Annotated in this window: 3 protein-coding genes, 4 tRNA genes, 5 rRNA genes and 1 pseudogene; 1 reads left to right on the forward strand and 12 read right to left on the reverse strand. The window is 40.4% G+C overall.

All coding sequences use genetic code 11. The annotated features are described in order from the left end of the window. Positions 1-52 precede the first annotated feature (52 nt). The 12 genes from G6R40_RS06875 to G6R40_RS06930 form a co-directional block, all read right to left on the reverse strand. Positions 53-2,804 (reverse strand): 23S ribosomal RNA (locus G6R40_RS06875). 157 nt (positions 2,805-2,961) lie between these two features. After that, a tRNA-Ala gene (locus G6R40_RS06880) sits at positions 2,962-3,035 on the reverse strand. Positions 3,036-3,118: 83 nt separating this feature from the next. Further along, positions 3,119-3,192: transfer RNA gene (locus tag G6R40_RS06885), tRNA-Ile, on the reverse strand. A 210-nt stretch (positions 3,193-3,402) separates the two neighbouring features. Next, positions 3,403-4,919 (reverse strand): 16S ribosomal RNA (locus G6R40_RS06890). A gap of 1,282 nt (positions 4,920-6,201) precedes the next feature. Further along, positions 6,202-6,309: ribosomal RNA gene (rrf, locus tag G6R40_RS06895) — 5S ribosomal RNA — on the reverse strand. A gap of 159 nt (positions 6,310-6,468) precedes the next feature. Next, positions 6,469-9,220 (reverse strand): 23S ribosomal RNA (locus G6R40_RS06900). Positions 9,221-9,377: 157 nt separating this feature from the next. After that, positions 9,378-9,451, reverse strand: a tRNA-Ala gene (locus G6R40_RS06905). Positions 9,452-9,534: 83 nt separating this feature from the next. Further along, a tRNA-Ile gene (locus tag G6R40_RS06910) sits at positions 9,535-9,608 on the reverse strand. Between the two features lie 210 nt (positions 9,609-9,818). Next, a 16S ribosomal RNA gene (locus tag G6R40_RS06915) occupies positions 9,819-11,335 on the reverse strand. Together the 16S, 23S and 5S rRNA genes with 4 tRNA genes alongside form the textbook arrangement of a ribosomal RNA operon. Before the next feature lie 679 nt (positions 11,336-12,014). After that, positions 12,015-13,778, reverse strand: coding sequence for an arginine--tRNA ligase (argS, locus tag G6R40_RS06920; RefSeq protein ID WP_165133397.1), 1,764 nt, complete (start codon positions 13,776-13,778; stop codon positions 12,015-12,017). 74 nt (positions 13,779-13,852) lie between these two features. Then, on the reverse strand, positions 13,853-15,433 hold the full coding sequence (locus tag G6R40_RS06925; protein ID WP_165133400.1) for a SusD/RagB family nutrient-binding outer membrane lipoprotein: 1,581 nt from the start codon (positions 15,431-15,433) through the stop codon (positions 13,853-13,855). A gap of 16 nt (positions 15,434-15,449) precedes the next feature. Beyond that, positions 15,450-18,440, reverse strand: a complete 2,991-nt coding sequence (locus G6R40_RS06930) for a SusC/RagA family TonB-linked outer membrane protein (RefSeq protein ID WP_165133403.1) — start codon at positions 18,438-18,440, stop codon at positions 15,450-15,452. 120 nt (positions 18,441-18,560) lie between these two features. Here G6R40_RS06930 and G6R40_RS06935 point away from each other — a divergent pair. After that, positions 18,561-19,165 (forward strand): annotated as a pseudogene (locus G6R40_RS06935) (ribonuclease HII). Positions 19,166-19,181: the final 16 nt, after the last annotated feature.

The following is a 19,181-nucleotide window of genomic DNA, read 5'->3' on the forward strand; positions in this document are numbered from 1 at the left end:
ACTTATAAGAACTTGTCTTTAAATATTAATTTTAAGATTATAGCAACCAATAGGCTATAAATCTACGGGTAATTAGTACTACTCGGCTATGACATTACTGCCTTTACACCTATAGCCTATCAACGTGGTCATCTCCCACGACCCTTAAAAGATGTCTAATCTTGCGGCGAGTTTCGCACTTATATGCTTTCAGTGCTTATCTCATCCAAACATAGCTACTCAGCGGTGCACCTGGCGGTACAACTGATACACCAGAGGTTTGTTCAACACGGTCCTCTCGTACTAGAGTCAACTCCGCGCAAACATCTAACGCCCGCAATAGATAGAGACCGAACTGTCTCACGACGTTCTGAACCCAGCTCGCGTGCCACTTTAATGGGCGAACAGCCCAACCCTTGGGACCTTCTCCAGCCCCAGGATGTGACGAGCCGACATCGAGGTGCCGAACCTCCCCGTCGATGTGAGCTCTTGGGGGAGACTAGCCTGTTATCCCCGGAGTACCTTTTATCCTATGAGCGATGGCCCTTCCATACGGAACCACCGGATCACTATGTCCTGCTTTCGCACCTGATCGACTTGTTGGTCTCACAGTCAAGCACCCTTATGCCATTACACTCTACGCACGGTTACCAAGCGTGCTGAGGGTACCTTTGAAAGCCTCCGTTACTCTTTTGGAGGCGACCACCCCAGTCAAACTACCCACCACGCAATGTCCTTCTAAAAGAAGTTAGGCTCCAAGTAAGTAAAGGGTGGTATTTCAACGTTGACTCCACAAACACTAGCGTGCCTGCTTCATAGTCTCCCACCTATCCTACACATTACTTACTCAAAGTCAATACGAAGTTATAGTAAAGGTTCACAGGGTCTTTTCGTCCCATTGCGGGTAATCGGCATCTTCACCGATACTACAATTTCACCGAGCTCGTGGCTGAGACAGTGCCCAGATCGTTACACCATTCGTGCAGGTCGGAACTTACCCGACAAGGAATTTCGCTACCTTAGGACCGTTATAGTTACGGCCGCCGTTTACTGGGGCTTCAGTTAATGCCTTCGAGTTACCTCTAAGCACCTTCCTTAACCTTCCAGCACCGGGCAGGTGTCAGACCCTATACAGCATCTTTCGATTTAGCAGAGTCCTGTGTTTTTGATAAACAGTCGCCTGGGCCTCTTCACTGCGGCCACCATTGCTGATGGCGTCTCTTCTTCCGAAGTTACGAGACTATTTTGCCTAGTTCCTTAGCCACGACTCACTCGAGCACCTTAGGATTCTCTCCTCGACTACCTGTGTCGGTTTTGGTACGGGTTGCTTCACTTCGGCTTTTCTTGGAACCGCTTTCCCTACAGCAGCTTCGCCCGAAGGCTAGGCCTTGACTATTCCGTCAGTCTCCAGTAAGTACGGCAATCCGTCCCCTTTTTAGTGTGAGCAAGTATGGGAATATTAACCCATTGTCCATCCACTTCCCCTTTCGGGTGCGCGTTAGGTCCCGACTAACCCTCAGCTGATTAGCATGGCTGAGGAAACCTTAGTCTTTCGGTGAGGGGGTTTCTCGCCCCCTTTATCGTTACTTATGCCTACATTTTCTTTTCTATCCGCTCCACAAAGCCTCACGACTCTGCTTCAGCGCAAATAGAATGCTCTCCTACCGATTATTAAATAATCCCATAGCTTCGGTACTATACTTATGCCCGATTATTATCCATGCCGGACCGCTCGACTAGTGAGCTGTTACGCACTCTTTAAATGAATGGCTGCTTCCAAGCCAACATCCTAGCTGTCAATGCAGTCCAACCGCGTTGTTTCAACTTAGTATAGATTTAGGGACCTTAGCTGTTGGTCCGGGTTCTTTCCCTCTCGGACATGGACCTTAGCACCCATGCCCTCACTGCCGTAAAACATTTATTAGCATTCGGAGTTTGTCAGGAATTGGTAGGATTTGACTCCCCCGCATCCAATCAGTAGCTCTACCTCTAATAAACTTATATACGACGCTGCACCTAAATGCATTTCGGAGAGTACGAGCTATCTCCCAGTTTGATTGGCCTTTCACCCCTACCCACAAGTCATCCCAAGACTTTTCAACGTCAACGGGTTCGGTCCTCCACTTTGTGTTACCAAAGCTTCAACCTGCCCATGGGTAGATCACAAGGTTTCGCGTCTAATCCTACTAACTAACCGCCCTATTCAGACTCGCTTTCGCTCCGGCTCCGGACCTGAAGTCCTTAACCTCGCTAGTAAAATTAACTCGTAGGCTCATTATGCAAAAGGCACGCCGTCACTGGACTTGCCAGCTCCGACCGCTTGTAGGCGTACGGTTTCAGGTTCTATTTCACCCTTCTATTCGAAGTGCTTTTCACCTTTCCTTCACAGTACTTGTTCACTATCGGTCTTTCAGGAGTATTTAGCCTTGGAGGATGGTCCCCCCATATTCAGACAGGATTTCACGTGTCCCGCCCTACTCATTTATCACTTAAATATGCCTTTCATATACCGGGCTATCACCGTCTATGGCTGTTCTTTCCAGAACATTCTATTAAACATATAAAAGCTTTTGGGCTAATCCGCTTTCGCTCGCCACTACTTACGGAATCTCTTCGATTTCTTTTCCTCCGGGTACTTAGATGTTTCAGTTCTCCGGGTTTGCTCCTCTTGCGAGGTGACATGTCTTCAACATGCCGGGTTGCCCCATTCGGACATCTCGGGATCAATTCGTGTGTGCCAATCCCCCGAGCTTTTCGCAGCTTACCACGTCCTTCGTCGCCTCTGAAAGCCTAGGCATCCGCCATACGCCCTTAACGATTTCTTTCCTATTTTTAGGTTACTCAAGCACTTATAAGTGCTCGGTTTTCTCTTTGTGATGTCTTTACCGTTAATGTCAATGATCTTTTGTCTTATTTATCCTCTGATGAACAGATATTGTTTTTGGCTCTATCCGTAACTTTTAAATCAAATTCAAAATACTGTGGAGAATAAGGGAGTCGAACCCTTGACCTCCTGCGTGCAAGGCAGGCGCTCTAGCCAGCTGAGCTAATTCCCCCTCTAGGTGCTGTACGCTATATGCTATATGCTTTAAGCTAAATGCTTACTGCCTATCGCTTAACAGCTTACCGCTTTAATTAGTAGTCTCGGGCAGGCTCGAACTGCCGACCTCTACATTATCAGTGTAGCGCTCTAACCAGCTGAGCTACGAGACTGTCTTTTTAGACTTATAGATTCAAGATCCTAGATACAAGACTTTCTTTCGTCTTGATTCTTGGCTCTCGGCTCTTGTATCTCTTCCCTGTACTAATTTCTAGTGGGTATATTTTAATATTTACAACCGAGTAAAAAAAACCAAAGCTATGCTTTGTTTAAGGTAAGTGTCATATAAATGACTTATTTGTTTTACGTTCTTCAACGCTCTAAAATGAGATGTTCCAGCCGCACCTTCCGGTACGGCTACCTTGTTACGACTTAGCCCTAGTTACTTGTTTTACCCTAGGCAGCTCCTGTTACGGTCACCGACTTCAGGTACCCCAAACTTCCATGGCTTGACGGGCGGTGTGTACAAGGCCCGGGAACGTATTCACCGCGCCATGGCTGATGCGCGATTACTAGCGATTCCAGCTTCATAGAGTCGAGTTGCAGACTCCAATCCGAACTGAGATAGGCTTTCGAGATTTGCATCACATCGCTGTGTAGCTGCCCTCTGTACCTACCATTGTAGCACGTGTGTGGCCCAAGGCGTAAGGGCCGTGATGATTTGACGTCATCCCCACCTTCCTCTCTACTTGCGTAGGCAGTCTCACTAGAGTCCTCAACTAAATGTTAGCAACTAGTGACAGGGGTTGCGCTCGTTGCAGGACTTAACCTAACACCTCACGGCACGAGCTGACGACAACCATGCAGCACCTTGAAAATTGTCCGAAGAAAAGTCTATTTCTAAACCTGTCAATTCCCATTTAAGCCTTGGTAAGGTTCCTCGCGTATCATCGAATTAAACCACATGCTCCACCGCTTGTGCGGGCCCCCGTCAATTCCTTTGAGTTTCATTCTTGCGAACGTACTCCCCAGGTGGATTACTTATCACTTTCGCTTAGTCTCTGAAGATAAATCCCCAAAAACGAGTAATCATCGTTTACGGCGTGGACTACCAGGGTATCTAATCCTGTTCGCTACCCACGCTTTCGTCCATCAGCGTCAGTTAAAACATAGTGACCTGCCTTCGCAATTGGTGTTCTAAGTAATATCTATGCATTTCACCGCTACACTACTTATTCCAGCCACTTCTACTTTACTCAAGACTTGCAGTATCAATGGCAGTTCGACAGTTGAGCTGCCGGATTTCACCACTGACTTACAAGCCCGCCTACGGACCCTTTAAACCCAATAAATCCGGATAACGCTTGCACCCTCCGTATTACCGCGGCTGCTGGCACGGAGTTAGCCGGTGCTTATTCATATAGTACCTTCAGCTACTCTCACGAGAGTAGGTTTATCCCTATATAAAAGAAGTTTACAATCCATAGAACCGTCGTCCTTCACGCGGGATGGCTGGATCAGGCGCTAACCCATTGTCCAATATTCCTCACTGCTGCCTCCCGTAGGAGTCTGGTCCGTGTCTCAGTACCAGTGTGGGGGATCACCCTCTCAGGCCCCCTAAAGATCATCGGCTTGGTAGGCCGTTACCCTACCAACTACCTAATCTTGCGCGTGCCCATCCTTATCCGATAAATCTTTCAATATAAACTGAGGCCAGTCAATATATTATAGAGTATTAATCCGAATTTCTCCGGGCTATCCTCTTGATAAGGGCAGGTTGCACACGTGTTACGCACCCGTACGCCGCTCTCAAAATCCCGAAAGATTTCTACCGCTCAGCTTGCATGTGTTAGGCCTCCCGCTAGCGTTCATCCTGAGCCAGGATCAAACTCTCCATTGTATGTTTGTTTGTCCTTAAACTCTAACTCAATTTATTAAAATTGACGCTTTGGTTTTTTTCCTTACTTGGTTGTTATATTTATGTCAATGAACTTCGTTCTTTTCGCATAAATCAGCATACTGTTTTCTGTCATCTTTCAGCCGATTTGCGAGTGCAAAAGTAAAAACTTTTTCCAAATTGACCAAATGTTTTTGAAAGTTTTTTTAAAATTTTTTTCAAAAACCTATAATCAATCTATTAATTTATTCCCATCCCTCTTCTGCGCTACTTTTTGTTTCAAAAGTGTGGCAAAGATAAAAACTTTATCCTATTAAATCCAAATTAAATTTTAATTCTTTTTAAACTTAATTTCTAAAAGCATCTTCTCTACCGTTTTTTGGTTCTGCAAATGTATGACGTTTTTACAATTGATTCCAAAACTAATTAACATCCAATTAATATTGTGGATAAATAACGTCACTCAAATACTAATTATCAAACACTTATGAATAAAAAGCTTTTTTCCACAACAATTGATTATTCGTGTGAATAAAACATATTTAAAAGTGAATAGATTCATAAACTAATAAAATTTCACAATTGAAGCGTAGCTCATTTGTGGAAAGGATAAAAAATAGTTTTATAATCATAAAAAATTCATTCCTTTTATTGAACAAATAAAAGAGAAAATAGCACGAATTATATTTCTATGCTAAAACGAGCGTCTCCTTTGTATCAAAAGCTAAATGTAACTCATGGCCAAACTAATATGTATGTTGTACTATAGAAGTTCTTATAAATTATTACATTGTAAAGTACAGATAAATATAATGGGTGTGCAATGCGTGTACATTGATCATGTCGTGTATTCGAGTTACTTACTGGTGTGAGCGTCTCAGTCATGCGTGTAAAGAATAAGCAATAAATATAAACTCTACTAAAAGAGAGTATTTATTTTATAAATTTTACCACCGCATTTTGGATAAGTTTTTTTTATTAAGATAGCGAATTTAACGTTGTGATAGCCTCTTTTAAATTATTAAAGAAATAGGTAAATGAGAATTTAGAATATTGTATTATGTCAAGCCACATCCATTTAATATGTTGTTCGGAAGAAAGAAAACCGTCGAAAATAATTCGGGATTTTATAGCTTTAAAATTGATACAATCAATGAAGCAAAAAAAGTGGCTATTATAGATGTTGAAAAAAACAGGACACAAAACCTTTATTCACTTTCTCCATTTATATTATATTCTAAAACAAAAAAAGCTCATCAACAATGTTGATGAGCTTTCTAATAAAAACTGGCGGCGACCTACTCTCCCGCGTTAGCAGTACCATCGGCGCTAGAGGGCTTAACTTCTGTGTTCGGAATGGGAACAGGTGAGCCCCTCTGCTAAAACCACCCTAAATAAGGTATATAGCTGTAGGCAGTAGGCTATAAGCTCTAGGCTTACAGCGTAAAGCATACTGCTTTTTATCGGTAATATACATCACAAAGGCAAAACCTTTAGCGCACTTATAAGAACTTGTCTTTAAATATTAATTTTAAGATTATAGCAACCAATAGGCTATAAATCTACGGGTAATTAGTACTACTCGGCTATGACATTACTGCCTTTACACCTATAGCCTATCAACGTGGTCATCTCCCACGACCCTTAAAAGATGTCTAATCTTGCGGCGAGTTTCGCACTTATATGCTTTCAGTGCTTATCTCATCCAAACATAGCTACTCAGCGGTGCACCTGGCGGTACAACTGATACACCAGAGGTTTGTTCAACACGGTCCTCTCGTACTAGAGTCAACTCCGCGCAAACATCTAACGCCCGCAATAGATAGAGACCGAACTGTCTCACGACGTTCTGAACCCAGCTCGCGTGCCACTTTAATGGGCGAACAGCCCAACCCTTGGGACCTTCTCCAGCCCCAGGATGTGACGAGCCGACATCGAGGTGCCGAACCTCCCCGTCGATGTGAGCTCTTGGGGGAGACTAGCCTGTTATCCCCGGAGTACCTTTTATCCTATGAGCGATGGCCCTTCCATACGGAACCACCGGATCACTATGTCCTGCTTTCGCACCTGATCGACTTGTTGGTCTCACAGTCAAGCACCCTTATGCCATTACACTCTACGCACGGTTACCAAGCGTGCTGAGGGTACCTTTGAAAGCCTCCGTTACTCTTTTGGAGGCGACCACCCCAGTCAAACTACCCACCACGCAATGTCCTTCTAAAAGAAGTTAGGCTCCAAGTAAGTAAAGGGTGGTATTTCAACGTTGACTCCACAAACACTAGCGTGCCTGCTTCATAGTCTCCCACCTATCCTACACATTACTTACTCAAAGTCAATACGAAGTTATAGTAAAGGTTCACAGGGTCTTTTCGTCCCATTGCGGGTAATCGGCATCTTCACCGATACTACAATTTCACCGAGCTCGTGGCTGAGACAGTGCCCAGATCGTTACACCATTCGTGCAGGTCGGAACTTACCCGACAAGGAATTTCGCTACCTTAGGACCGTTATAGTTACGGCCGCCGTTTACTGGGGCTTCAGTTAATGCCTTCGAGTTACCTCTAAGCACCTTCCTTAACCTTCCAGCACCGGGCAGGTGTCAGACCCTATACAGCATCTTTCGATTTAGCAGAGTCCTGTGTTTTTGATAAACAGTCGCCTGGGCCTCTTCACTGCGGCCACCATTGCTGATGGCGTCTCTTCTTCCGAAGTTACGAGACTATTTTGCCTAGTTCCTTAGCCACGACTCACTCGAGCACCTTAGGATTCTCTCCTCGACTACCTGTGTCGGTTTTGGTACGGGTTGCTTCACTTCGGCTTTTCTTGGAACCGCTTTCCCTACAGCAGCTTCGCCCGAAGGCTAGGCCTTGACTATTCCGTCAGTCTCCAGTAAGTACGGCAATCCGTCCCCTTTTTAGTGTGAGCAAGTATGGGAATATTAACCCATTGTCCATCCACTTCCCCTTTCGGGTGCGCGTTAGGTCCCGACTAACCCTCAGCTGATTAGCATGGCTGAGGAAACCTTAGTCTTTCGGTGAGGGGGTTTCTCGCCCCCTTTATCGTTACTTATGCCTACATTTTCTTTTCTATCCGCTCCACAAAGCCTCACGACTCTGCTTCAGCGCAAATAGAATGCTCTCCTACCGATTATTAAATAATCCCATAGCTTCGGTACTATACTTATGCCCGATTATTATCCATGCCGGACCGCTCGACTAGTGAGCTGTTACGCACTCTTTAAATGAATGGCTGCTTCCAAGCCAACATCCTAGCTGTCAATGCAGTCCAACCGCGTTGTTTCAACTTAGTATAGATTTAGGGACCTTAGCTGTTGGTCCGGGTTCTTTCCCTCTCGGACATGGACCTTAGCACCCATGCCCTCACTGCCGTAAAACATTTATTAGCATTCGGAGTTTGTCAGGAATTGGTAGGATTTGACTCCCCCGCATCCAATCAGTAGCTCTACCTCTAATAAACTTATATACGACGCTGCACCTAAATGCATTTCGGAGAGTACGAGCTATCTCCCAGTTTGATTGGCCTTTCACCCCTACCCACAAGTCATCCCAAGACTTTTCAACGTCAACGGGTTCGGTCCTCCACTTTGTGTTACCAAAGCTTCAACCTGCCCATGGGTAGATCACAAGGTTTCGCGTCTAATCCTACTAACTAACCGCCCTATTCAGACTCGCTTTCGCTCCGGCTCCGGACCTGAAGTCCTTAACCTCGCTAGTAAAATTAACTCGTAGGCTCATTATGCAAAAGGCACGCCGTCACTGGACTTGCCAGCTCCGACCGCTTGTAGGCGTACGGTTTCAGGTTCTATTTCACCCTTCTATTCGAAGTGCTTTTCACCTTTCCTTCACAGTACTTGTTCACTATCGGTCTTTCAGGAGTATTTAGCCTTGGAGGATGGTCCCCCCATATTCAGACAGGATTTCACGTGTCCCGCCCTACTCATTTATCACTTAAATATGCCTTTCATATACCGGGCTATCACCGTCTATGGCTGTTCTTTCCAGAACATTCTATTAAACATATAAAAGCTTTTGGGCTAATCCGCTTTCGCTCGCCACTACTTACGGAATCTCTTCGATTTCTTTTCCTCCGGGTACTTAGATGTTTCAGTTCTCCGGGTTTGCTCCTCTTGCGAGGTGACATGTCTTCAACATGCCGGGTTGCCCCATTCGGACATCTCGGGATCAATTCGTGTGTGCCAATCCCCCGAGCTTTTCGCAGCTTACCACGTCCTTCGTCGCCTCTGAAAGCCTAGGCATCCGCCATACGCCCTTAACGATTTCTTTCCTATTTTTAGGTTACTCAAGCACTTATAAGTGCTCGGTTTTCTCTTTGTGATGTCTTTACCGTTAATGTCAATGATCTTTTGTCTTATTTATCCTCTGATGAACAGATATTGTTTTTGGCTCTATCCGTAACTTTTAAATCAAATTCAAAATACTGTGGAGAATAAGGGAGTCGAACCCTTGACCTCCTGCGTGCAAGGCAGGCGCTCTAGCCAGCTGAGCTAATTCCCCCTCTAGGTGCTGTACGCTATATGCTATATGCTTTAAGCTAAATGCTTACTGCCTATCGCTTAACAGCTTACCGCTTTAATTAGTAGTCTCGGGCAGGCTCGAACTGCCGACCTCTACATTATCAGTGTAGCGCTCTAACCAGCTGAGCTACGAGACTGTCTTTTTAGACTTATAGATTCAAGATCCTAGATACAAGACTTTCTTTCGTCTTGATTCTTGGCTCTCGGCTCTTGTATCTCTTCCCTGTACTAATTTCTAGTGGGTATATTTTAATATTTACAACCGAGTAAAAAAAACCAAAGCTATGCTTTGTTTAAGGTAAGTGTCATATAAATGACTTATTTGTTTTACGTTCTTCAACGCTCTAAAATGAGATGTTCCAGCCGCACCTTCCGGTACGGCTACCTTGTTACGACTTAGCCCTAGTTACTTGTTTTACCCTAGGCAGCTCCTGTTACGGTCACCGACTTCAGGTACCCCAAACTTCCATGGCTTGACGGGCGGTGTGTACAAGGCCCGGGAACGTATTCACCGCGCCATGGCTGATGCGCGATTACTAGCGATTCCAGCTTCATAGAGTCGAGTTGCAGACTCCAATCCGAACTGAGATAGGCTTTCGAGATTTGCATCACATCGCTGTGTAGCTGCCCTCTGTACCTACCATTGTAGCACGTGTGTGGCCCAAGGCGTAAGGGCCGTGATGATTTGACGTCATCCCCACCTTCCTCTCTACTTGCGTAGGCAGTCTCACTAGAGTCCTCAACTAAATGTTAGCAACTAGTGACAGGGGTTGCGCTCGTTGCAGGACTTAACCTAACACCTCACGGCACGAGCTGACGACAACCATGCAGCACCTTGAAAATTGTCCGAAGAAAAGTCTATTTCTAAACCTGTCAATTCCCATTTAAGCCTTGGTAAGGTTCCTCGCGTATCATCGAATTAAACCACATGCTCCACCGCTTGTGCGGGCCCCCGTCAATTCCTTTGAGTTTCATTCTTGCGAACGTACTCCCCAGGTGGATTACTTATCACTTTCGCTTAGTCTCTGAAGATAAATCCCCAAAAACGAGTAATCATCGTTTACGGCGTGGACTACCAGGGTATCTAATCCTGTTCGCTACCCACGCTTTCGTCCATCAGCGTCAGTTAAAACATAGTGACCTGCCTTCGCAATTGGTGTTCTAAGTAATATCTATGCATTTCACCGCTACACTACTTATTCCAGCCACTTCTACTTTACTCAAGACTTGCAGTATCAATGGCAGTTCGACAGTTGAGCTGCCGGATTTCACCACTGACTTACAAGCCCGCCTACGGACCCTTTAAACCCAATAAATCCGGATAACGCTTGCACCCTCCGTATTACCGCGGCTGCTGGCACGGAGTTAGCCGGTGCTTATTCATATAGTACCTTCAGCTACTCTCACGAGAGTAGGTTTATCCCTATATAAAAGAAGTTTACAATCCATAGAACCGTCGTCCTTCACGCGGGATGGCTGGATCAGGCGCTAACCCATTGTCCAATATTCCTCACTGCTGCCTCCCGTAGGAGTCTGGTCCGTGTCTCAGTACCAGTGTGGGGGATCACCCTCTCAGGCCCCCTAAAGATCATCGGCTTGGTAGGCCGTTACCCTACCAACTACCTAATCTTGCGCGTGCCCATCCTTATCCGATAAATCTTTCAATATAAACTGAGGCCAGTCAATATATTATAGAGTATTAATCCGAATTTCTCCGGGCTATCCTCTTGATAAGGGCAGGTTGCACACGTGTTACGCACCCGTACGCCGCTCTCAAAATCCCGAAAGATTTCTACCGCTCAGCTTGCATGTGTTAGGCCTCCCGCTAGCGTTCATCCTGAGCCAGGATCAAACTCTCCATTGTATGTTTGTTTGTCCTTAAACTCTAACTCAATTTATTAAAATTGACGCTTTGGTTTTTTTTCCTTACTTGGTTGTTATATTTATGTCAATGAACTTCGTTCTTTTCGCATAAATCAGCCTAATATTTTCTGTCATCTTTCAGCTGATTTGCGAGTGCAAAAGTAAAAACTTTTTCCAAATTGACCAAATGTTTTTGAAAGTTTTTTTTAAAAACTTTTTCAAAAACCTATAATCAATCTCTAAATTTATTTCTATCCCTCTTCTGCGCTACTTTTTGTTTCAAAAGTGTGGCAAAGATAAAAACTTTATCCTATTAAATCCAAATTAAATTTTAATTCTTTTTAAACTTAATTTCTAAAGCATCTTCTCTACCGTTTTTTGGTTCTGCAAATGTATGACGTTTTTACAATTGATTCCAAAACTAATTAACATCCAATTAATATTGTGGATAAATAACGTCACTCAAATACTAATTATCAAACACTTATGAATAAAAAGCTTTTTTCCACAACAATTGATTATTCGTGTGAATAAAAGAAGCTCGCTTTAATTTATATATAATGTTTATCTTATAAATTGTAATCTTACACAACTGAATGAGTACTGAATGTTGAGATACACTTATATATGTATAAAAAAAGCTGCCAAAATTGACAGCTTTAATTTTTAATAGGCAAGAATTACATTCTATTAACAACACCGATTCCGAGTAAAGACAAGGACTTTTTAATTGTTTTGGCTGTTAAATCTGAAATTTGCAACCTGAATTGTACGATATTTTTATCTTCTTGGTTTAAGATTGGATTATTTTGATAGAAAGAATTATATACTTTCACCAAATCGTAAACGTAGTTCGCAACCAAAGCAGGGCTTAGCTGTTCTGCCGATTTTGAAATAACTTCTTTAAAATTAGAAAGTGTCATTATCAAGTCTTTTTCATTTGCGTTAATTTCGTACGCTTTGGATATTTCAGCTTTCTGATAATTAGCTTTTGATAACAAAGATTGAATACGGGCATAAGTATATTGAATAAAAGGCCCTGTATTTCCGTTGAAATCTATACTTTCCTCTGGATTGAAGAGCATTTTTTTCTTCGGATCGACTTTCAGCATAAAATATTTAAGCGCCCCGATTCCTACTTTTTCATAAGATTCTTCTTTTTCTTGTTCATTAAGATGCTCTAGTTTTCCTAACTCCTGAGATTTTTCCTTGGCTGTCAAATACATTTCTTGCATTAGATCATCCGCATCTACAACAGTTCCTTCGCGAGATTTCATTTTTCCATTAGGAAGCTCTACCATGCCGTAAGACAGATGGAATAATTGCTCTGCCCAAGAATAACCTAATTTTTTAAGAATTAAAAACAATACTTGGAAATGATAATCCTGCTCGTTACCAACTGTATATATTAATTTCTGAATGTCATTATCCTTAAAACGTTCAACCGCTGTGCCTAAATCTTGCGTCATATATACAGAAGTACCGTCCGATCTCAACAACAATTTTTGGTCGAGACCTTCATCTGTTAAATCCGCCCAAACTGAGCCATCTTCTTTTTTGAACAGAACTCCGTTTCTAAGACCTTCTTGTATGATATCTTTTCCTAAAATATAAGTATTACTTTCGTATTGAACCTGATCGAAGGCAACACCTAATCGTTGATAGGTTTCGTTAAATCCAGCATAAACCCACGAATTCATTTTGGTCCACAAATCACGAACTTCTTCTACACCATTTTCCCAATCAAGCAACATTTGTTGTACTGCTAACATTGACGGTGCTTGTCTTTTAGCCGTTTCTTCATCAATGCCTTCAGCAATTAATTTGGCAACTTCTGATTTTAGGTTTTTATCAAACTCTACATAAAAATTACCAACTAACTTGTCGCCTTTAAGATTTTCTGATTCTGGTGTTGTATTATTTCCAAACTTTTCCCATGCCCACATCGACTTACAAATATGCACGCCACGGTCGTTGATAATTTGAGTTTTTATAACATCATAACCATCTGCTTCTAAAATCTGTGCTACCGAAAAACCTAAAAGATTATTTCTGATGTGTCCGAGATGAAGCGGTTTGTTGGTGTTTGGCGAAGAGTATTCCACCATTACCGTTTGATTTTTTGCTTCTACATTATCAAAATCTGAATATGTATTTTCAAAATTATCTAAAAAGAAAGTGTTATTAACTTTAAGATTTAAAAATCCTTTTACGGTCAAAAAACTGTCAATATAATCCACTTCGTTGGTAAGCTCATTCCCTAATTCTAGCCCGATAGCATCTGGACTTTTCTTAAGTAGTTTGACCAATGGAAAAACCACGACAGTGAAATCCCCTTCGAAATCGGTTTTATTTTGTTGTACCTCAAGCTTAATATCCTGAACTTGGTATAGATTATTAACAATTTCAGAAACCTTCTGCTGTATACTGTCTTTAATATTCATTCTCTAAAAATATTCGCAAAGTTACGAAAATAAAAAAACCGCCCGAAGGCGGTTTTGAAATATTTATAACAAAACTATTTATATATAAATGGTGTAAAGTTATTTTTCACAAATGCATCAGCTTGATTAACAACTGGCACATTTGCACTATTATTTGAATATTCTGAAGCTGGGTAGAGAAGTCTCCATGGTTTATTAGCTCTAACAGTTGTTGTTGCTAGTGGAGTTTCTGGATATCCTGTTCTCAAATAATTAATAAAAGATTCAATACCGTTATAATTAATCAGAGCAACCCATCTTTGATATTGGATAGCTGCGATTTTATCATCTGTAGAACCAGTCCAGCCCACTTTATTTTTTGATGCTATATCTTCAATATAAGCAGAAGCATCTGCTGTTTTTGAAAATGTAAATGAATTTCTAATACCGTTTTCAAAATGACTTTGATCACTAGAGAACCCTGCATATCCTCTTAATGCAGCTTCTGCTTGTAAAAATTCACTTTCTGATTTTAACATTAAATATCCATTTTCCATCGCACCATTATCAGCTGCAAATGTCCCCCCTAAGAAAGAAAAATTAGTAAGTGATGGTTTTAATGCATTAACTGTATATCCCATAAAAACTTTATAATCATCATTGGACATTCCTTGAGGATAACCATAATAACCAACTGTCCCTCCTGCAGCTGTAGCATTATACATTTTACCAGTCGTAAACAAAGAGGCAATTCTTGGGTCAGAAATACCACTTGTGATTTTTGTCGCATCACCTTGTAATACCTTCACTGCATGATCAGAAGCTGTCATTAGATAATAACCGTTGGTATTAACTGCACCTGTATTGGTTCTTTTACCAAAGTTAAAATATAATGGATTCTGAGAGTCAGACGAAGCATTGCTATATCCAGGATTAATCGTCACATCACTAGAAATGAATGTAGCACCAGCTAGTTCTGCAATAATTTGATTTCTAAGCGCAACTCCATCAGCATTAGAAGTATTTGCTAATCGTACAGCGTATTTCAATAAAACCGTATTAGCAAATTCTTTCCATTTGGACATATTTCCTTTAAATATTGGATCTGAAGTAGCTAAGACTGATTGTGAAGGAACATTAGCGTATTGATCTATAAGCTTTCTAGCATCTATAAGTTCAGCTACAAGACCTTTATACACATTAACATCAGTATCATATGTAGGTGTTGGATTTTCTAATTCCTTAAATGCTTCTGTATAGGGAATATTACCATAGAGATCCACTATATATTGTAAATAATATGCTTTTTGAATCTTAGAAATTGCAACATAATTAGCATAATCATTTCCAAAATCTATAATTCTTTGAAATCTTGTTACAGCCTTATATATATCTTGAAATATAGTCGCACGATATGTTGTAGTGATTTCAAGATTTGATTCTGTTGTAAAAGGATTACCAAATTGAGCAAAATTACCAGACCAAGTATTAGTCCATGCATTTCCTAATCCATTCATACTACCTGCTTGAACAGCATATGCCGTCGTAGAAGCTCCTGAAAGTCTCAAGCTAGGAGCAACTTGTTCTGCTAGAACTTTATTAGGATCCAAGTTATCATCTAGTCGGCAAGAGATAAGCGCTGTTCCTGCAAGTGCTAATAAAAAATATTTTTTCATAATGTTAAATTAAAAATTAGAATTTAAGATTTAAAGAGAAACCATAAACTTTTGTACTTGGATATTGTGTACGTGACGCAACACCTCTTCCTTGACCAGAATAGAAACTAGTTTCTGGATCTGCATAATTTAAGTTATTATCTGCAAACTTTTGGAATGGGTTTCTTGCATAAACACCAAATGTAACTTCTTCCATCCCATAAGCTTTCATCATGTCTTTAGGCAAGGTATAAGACAAAGATACTTCTCTTATTTTAAACGCTGTGCCATCTGCCAACAAGTTTTCTCCATAATTTGCAAAGTTACCACTAAACCACGTAATTACTGATGAATAATTATTCCCTCCAGTTTTAATCGTCGTATTTGGTGTATATCCGCCATTACCATCTGAAATTACTGAATTTGGCATAATAAAACCACCTTTCTCTCTATCAACTTCTCCCGAATCAAATAGCGACCCATTAAATGCTAAACCACTTTTAACGTCTGCTATAAATTTAGCACCATAACGATAGTCAGCAACTGCACCTAATTTAAATCCTTTGTATGACAAATTAGTACTAAATGTATAAACACTTTTTGGTACTGTACTACCTGCATTTTCAAGAGTAGAAGATAATAATGGATTGCCATTTGCAGCATTTATAATTATTCTACCTTGATCATCTCTCTGCATTTTGGATACTTTCAACATTGGAAAAACAGAACCTTTTTGAGCATAAATCCCCCATGTTGATCCTGATACTAAAGCAATCTCATCTACTCCGTCCATAATATCATCAACAATAGACTCATTATAAGAATAACCTGCATTGATATCCCATTTAAAATCAGACGTCTTTATTGGTGTTAATCCTAAGTTAATCTCGGCTCCTTTAGAAGTCATTTTTGCAATATTAATTCTCTTTACATTAATACCAGCTGCTGATGACGATGTTTGATCAGTAATCAAATCTTTAGTATCTTGTTTATAAATAGAACCATTTACCCTAATTCTATCTTTGAAAAAACCTAAGTCTATGTTAGCTTCAGTCGTAGTGGTAAATTCTGGTCTAATATTAGGATCCACCTGAACCATACCATTTCTATAACTATTAACATTATTCATCGGAAAACCTGCAACAAGCTCTGCTGTTCTATTAATAGAATACCAGTCAATAGGACCAGTGCCTCCAACTCTTGTCCAGTTACCTGAAACCTTCATATAAGTAAGTACATCACTACCGAATTGCCATGCTTTAGTTGGAACAAACGAAAGTCCTACCGAAGGGTAAAAATAACTATTGTTATTTTTTGGTAAAATTGAACTCCATTCATTTCTTGCAGTTGCATTTAAAAATAAATAATTTTTATATGCCAAATCCAAATTTGCAAATACAGCATGCGAATTCTTTCTATAGTGTCCATTAGTTAATGATGCAGAGCCAAAAGACAATGGCAAAGTAACGTTAGACATATTATATACTCCAGGTACAGCTAATGCAGACCCTCCATTTTGCATAATTTCGTATTTATGCTCTTGATAATTATAACCCAAATTAAATTTAAAATTCAAATCATCAGTAAGATCATAATTAAAATTAGACATTAAATCTCCATAATAGCCTGTATTCTCTCTTTTATCAATAAATAAAGCTGACGTAATTGCTTTCACGTATGGTGAAGCCGCTTCATTGTAATTAGCCTTTGAGAAAGCATCTCTATGACTTGTTGATGAAGATATTCTTTTCTGAAGATTCGCTGTGTATTTAATATTAATATTTTTATTAATTTCATATCCGACAGATCCCGTAATATTAAAATTATCCCTCTTATAGTCTTGTCTAACATGCTTCATTCTCCAATATGGATTCTGATAATAAATATTCCATGCATACGCGCTTTCTGGATAATCTCTATAGCTTGTAATAGGAATATCAACACTCGACTGTAATAGTGTCCAATATAGAGAATCATTAGATGTTTCATCAAACATTGTTGTTGTTTGCGTAAAGTTAACCCTTGAATAATTTATTGAACCATCAAATGTTAGCTTATCCACTTTTGCGCCTCCTTTAAAAAGAACAGACGTTACGCTAGAGTTGTCTCCTTCAACAATAAATTCTCTTTGAGAATTATTTAAACTTAACATGGCATATTTACCTTCACTCCCAGCATTAATTGTAATACCATTGCTGAAAGTTGTCCCAGTTTTAAAGAAGTTTTTAAGTTCATTAGTTCTTGCAGAATAAGGCTTTATAATTGCTGCTGGATTATCACCAGATGTTGTTGACGCATCATCTCCCCAACCAATACCATCTAATGAAATAAATCCATCACCATTATAGTCATATAATGGCAGACCATAAGCAGTCATACTCCCATCAAAAACAGGCCCCCAAGCTCCATTCTCATATTGATCCCGGGCTTTATCCCAACCTTGTCCATATTTTGTTTGTCGTTTCGGTAAAAAGGCGACAGTTTCAAAATCAATTGAGCCATTATACACGACTGAGATTTTATTTTTGGCTCCACGTTTTGTAGTAACTATAATAACACCATTACCTCCATCAGAACCATACAATGCTGCACCTTGTGCCCCTTTAATAACGTTAATTGACTCAATAATATCTGGCGGAAGTCCTTGTAAAATAGTTGCAGTTGAAACCACATTATCAATAACTACTAATGCATCATTATTACCAGAAATAGTACGAATACCTCTCAATTGTATAGAACTAGAGCTGTTAACAGAGCTATTATTCAAATTAATTGTTAAGCCTGCTACCTTACCAGATAATGCCTGAACAATATTTGGGTTAGATGCTTGAGTTAACATCTCTGAACTCACAACTTGTTGTGCTGAGGTTATCGCATCCGCTTTTTTTGTAATCCCCATGGCCCCAGTTATTATAACTTCGCCAATTTCCGTTGTTTTTGCAGTGTCGCTCGGTTTAGTTTGCGCAGATATCATCGCAACTGAAGAGCTTAACACTACTGCTAAAACGCTAGCTGTTAATTTTTTCATATCAAATTAAATTTTTCAATAAAACAAATTTGCAAAACTTTCTGAATATAAACAATAAAAAAGTTAAAAAATTCTTAATTTTTATTTAACAAATACTTCATTTATTAATAAATTTGCCAAATGAACACAGAAGTAAAACTTTCTAAAAGTTTCACAAATAAGCTAATAGAAGCTGGTTGCGATGAAGTCGGAAGAGGCTGTCTGGCCGGTCCTGTTGTCGCTGCTGCGGTTATAATCGATCAAAATTTTAACCAAAAATTCATTAAAGATTCAAAAAAATTAACATTTAAACAGCGAAATGAACTAGATTCTTATATCAAAAACAACGCTGTAGAATATGCAATTGCAGAACTTCCGCCAGAATACATTGACAAACACAACATTTTGCAGGCTAGCATTCACGCCATGCATTTGGCACTTGACCAACTAAAAACAAGACCAGAACTTATCCTAGTTGACGGCAACAAATTCAATCCTTATAATGACATTCCTCACCATTGTATTATAAAAGGCGATTCAAAATTTTTGTCCATCGCAGCAGCATCAATTATTGCAAAAAACTACAGAGACAAATTGATGATAGACCTCGCAGCACAATATCCACAATACGCTTGGGAGAAAAACTTCGGCTATTGTACCAAAGCCCATCAACGTGCTTTGATGGAATTCGGCCTACAATTCATCACAGAAAATCTTTCAGACTTACCTATAATATAGAAGACTAAATTTTGAAGATTTCCA

It is taken from the genome of Chryseobacterium sp. POL2 (genome assembly GCF_011058315.1).
In the GTDB taxonomy this organism is placed as follows: Bacteria; Bacteroidota; Bacteroidia; order Flavobacteriales; family Weeksellaceae; genus Soonwooa.